The sequence below is a fragment of the Verrucosispora sp. SN26_14.1 genome (genome assembly GCF_004307965.1).
In the GTDB taxonomy this organism is placed as follows: domain Bacteria; phylum Actinomycetota; class Actinomycetes; order Mycobacteriales; family Micromonosporaceae; genus Micromonospora.
In genome coordinates, this window is the sequence record NZ_SISL01000586.1 from 1 (window position 1) to 3,203 (window position 3,203).

Genomic DNA, 3,203 nt, shown 5'->3' on the forward strand with positions numbered 1-3,203 from the left:
GGCTCTGGGTGGGCCGGCGGCGCGGTCGGGGCCGTGGGCTGCGTCGGCGACGTCGACAGCGCGGCGGACGCCCGCACGTGCTCGGTGACCGGTGCGACCGTGCCCGGCCAGGTCGGCACGTCGGCGGTGACGGACCAGGCGCGATGGTCGGCGACGGCATGGGTCGGCTGGTCGTCGGTCGGGCGCAGTGGCAGGTCGGCGACGGCCGTGCCGAGGCCGACCGCCACCACGAGGGCGGCCAGTGCCAGCCGGGTCAGCTCCCGCAGCGTACGCAGCGTCGCCGGCCACAGGGGACGGGCGAGCACGGCGGACGACACGTGTCCAACCTATCGTTTCGGTGCGGAGAACGCATTGGCGCAGCCCCCGTCGGGTCGGTGAACCACGCCACGTCGTCGACTGTGGACGGTCAGCGATCGCCGCTCGCGGTCGAGGGCGCGTCGGTGAAGAGGGCGAGCAGGTCGCCGATGTGGCGGTCGGCCTCCGCCGGGTGACGGAACCGCCCGGCCGGGTTGAGGGTGTACTCGTTGCGGCGGCCGACCCGGGTGCGGTGCAGATAGCCGCCCGCCTCCAGGTCGGCGACGATCGCCTGGGCGGCGCGTTCGGTGACCCCGACCTCACCGGCGACGTCGCGCAGCCGGGCGGTGGGGTTGCGGGCGATGGCGAGCAGCACGTGCGCGTGGTTTGTCAGGAAAGTCCAGTTCCGGGTGCTTTCTCGCTCGTCTGAGGTCGCCATGCCCGCCATCGTATGGCCTGCCCCTGACGTACTCGGGCTGCGCCCGCACCCGCTCGCGCCGGTTGGCAAGCGTTCTGGAATACATGAAATGCAGATCACGCATAGCTTGACGCGCCTTGCGCTGCGTGTGACGGTTGGTGGCAGCCCGTGGCCAGCGCCGGCCGGGATGACCAGGCATTCCACCGAGAGGCGAGGTGACGCCGGATGAGTCGACCCGGAACGATCGGAGCGCAGCCCGGTCCCGAACGCGAGTACCTGACCGCTGACCTTCCCGGCTCGCGGGAGCGCGCCCTCGCCGAACTGGTCGCCGGAAACCGCCGCTTCGTCAGCGACACGCTCCGGCACCCCAACCAGAACGCCAGCCACCGGGCCGCCGTCGCCGCCGAGCAGCACCCCTTCGCGGTGATCGTGGGCTGCTCCGACTCACGGTTGGCTGCGGAGATCATCTTCGACCGTGGGTTGGGTGATCTCTTCGTGGTCCGCACCGCCGGCCACACCATCGGCCCCGAGGTGCTGGGCAGCGTCGAGTACGCGGTGAGCGTGCTGCGTACCCCGCTGGTGGTGGTGCTCGGGCACGACTCGTGCGGTGCCGTCCAGGCGGCCCGTGCCGCGGCGGCCACCGGCACCGCGCCGACGGGCCACCTGCGTGCCGTGGTGGACGCGGTGGTGCCCAGCCTGCGCCGGGCCGAGCGGGCGGGGATCGACGACCTGGACGCGATCGTCGACATCCACATCGCGCAGACCGTCGAGGCGATGCTGGAGTCCTCCGAGGCGTTGGCCGCCGAGGTGGCCGCCGGCGGGTGCGCGGTGGTGGGCATGTCCTACCGATTGGCCGCCGGTGAGGTGCGGACCGTCGCGGCGGAACCCGCCGAGATGGCGGGCGTGGTCACTCCGGTGGGCTGACCCTCGGGCCGCCCACCGACACGGACGACGAGGGCCGCTCCGCCAGACGGCGGAGCGGCCCTCTCAGGTCGCCGGGACGCTGCTCAGAGCAGCGACACGTGTACGTGGTCCGTGTGGTTGGACGGGCCGCTGTAGGACCGCCACCGGTTCTCGGTCGGGAACCAGATCTGCCGGTTCCAGATCACGTAGTAGATGCCGAGCCGGTCGGCGTTGCGGACCAGGAAGGCCGCCAGGTTGTTGCCGTAGATCCGGGTGTCGTCGTTGTGCCAGGGGCTGAACCCGCTGTTCTGCAACGACCAGTCACAGGCCCGGCCCTTCGGGTGCTCGAACTTGTCACCGGGTCGCCAGCAGCCGACGAAGCGGTTGAAGCCGGCCCGCTTGACCTCCTTGTACATGTGCAGCGTGCGCGGCGTGATGCAGCCCGACGTGGTCGGGTCGTTCTGGTTGCACGACTCCGCCTTCCAACTCCCGTCGGACGCGCGGTTCGGTGCCACCCGGGCGACCGGTGAGGTGGCGGCCACCAGGCCACCGGTCAGGCTCTCGCCACCGACCAGGCGGAGCGACTTCTCCGCCTCGGTCTTCTTACGCGCCATGTCGTTGGTCAGCTTCTGCTGCTCGCGGACCTCGGCGTCGGACGCGAGCTTGGCCCGGTCCGCGCGCTCCCGGATCGCGTTGACCTCGCCCAACTTCTTGTCGTTGAACAGGTTCAACTCGTCGAGGGCGGAGGCGCGGTCCATGAACGAGTCCGGGGCGTTGCTCTGCAACAACATCGCTATCGCACCGACCCGGCCGGTCCGGTACGACTGCGTCGCGATCTCGGCGACCTGCGGCCTGAGCGCTTCGAGGTCGGCCTGTGCGCGACGCAACTCGACGTCGAGCTTGAGCTGCCGCTTCTTGGACTTCTCCAGCTGGTTCTTGGCCTTGGAGAAGTCGCGGTTGGCCGACTCGATCAGGTCGTTGAGCATCGGCGGGTCGTCGTCGTGCTCGGCGGGGCTGGGTGGGTTCGGCGCGGCCATGGCCGGCAGAGGTCCGGCGAACACGGCGAACGCGGCGAACACGGCCACCACGGGGGTCATCCAGCGGCGTAGGGGTGCCGTCACTTCTTTCCCTTCCATCGACCGCCGACCGAGTTAGCTGACGGGTTCGGAACGGAAGTGGCCCCTACCGCTGACGCGGATTCACCCCACCTACCTGGGTCCCCGGCTCGCCTCGCGGCGATTGGGCGGTGGCACCGCAGGCGCCGCTGCGCGCCTTCGGCGGTGACCGGCAGTGAGGTTACCCGAGAGTCCATGTCGGTCTCTACGCCCCGAACCTGACTAGATGCGTCATTTCGTAATCGCGATGGGTGACCAACGACACGGGCACGAACCGTGTCGGCAGGGGCGGTCACGCTGCGGGGTGTCACCATGTGGTGTCCGTGCTCCTGTCCGGATCGGGCCACCGCGAACCGGTGGCGGGGGATGTGTCACGCGCACGCGCGGTGCTGAGTGCGTGCAGTGCCTCGGACCGGTCCGAGCCGGGCCGGGGAGTCGGTGGGGTGGGGCCGTCGCCGTCCGGCCCGTCGTCG

General features: G+C 70.7%; 3 protein-coding genes, 1 pseudogene and 1 riboswitch. Of the genes and pseudogenes, 1 reads left to right on the forward strand and 3 read right to left on the reverse strand.

Features of this window, described 5'->3' with window-relative positions; all coding sequences use genetic code 11:
• Window positions 1–317 (reverse strand): annotated as a pseudogene (locus EYA84_RS29495) (hypothetical protein); the annotation flags it as partial.
• An 89-nt stretch (window positions 318–406) separates the two neighbouring features.
• Window positions 407–742: a MarR family winged helix-turn-helix transcriptional regulator gene (locus tag EYA84_RS29500; RefSeq protein ID WP_131057343.1), complete on the reverse strand. Its 336-nt coding sequence runs from the start codon at window positions 740–742 to the stop codon at window positions 407–409.
• A 195-nt stretch (window positions 743–937) separates the two neighbouring features.
• On the opposite strand from EYA84_RS29500, the gene EYA84_RS29505 reads away from it, so the two are divergent.
• Window positions 938–1,636 (forward strand): carbonic anhydrase, encoded by a 699-nt coding sequence (locus tag EYA84_RS29505; protein WP_131057345.1) that lies wholly within the window; start codon window positions 938–940, stop codon window positions 1,634–1,636.
• A gap of 83 nt (window positions 1,637–1,719) precedes the next feature.
• Here EYA84_RS29505 and EYA84_RS29510 read toward each other — a convergent pair whose 3' ends face one another.
• Entirely contained in the window at window positions 1,720–2,736 is a 1,017-nt protein-coding gene (locus EYA84_RS29510; RefSeq protein ID WP_131057347.1) for a hypothetical protein, read from the reverse strand.
• A 3-nt stretch (window positions 2,737–2,739) separates the two neighbouring features.
• Window positions 2,740–2,871, reverse strand: a riboswitch (cyclic di-AMP (ydaO/yuaA leader).
• Between the last annotated feature and the right edge of the window lie 332 nt (window positions 2,872–3,203).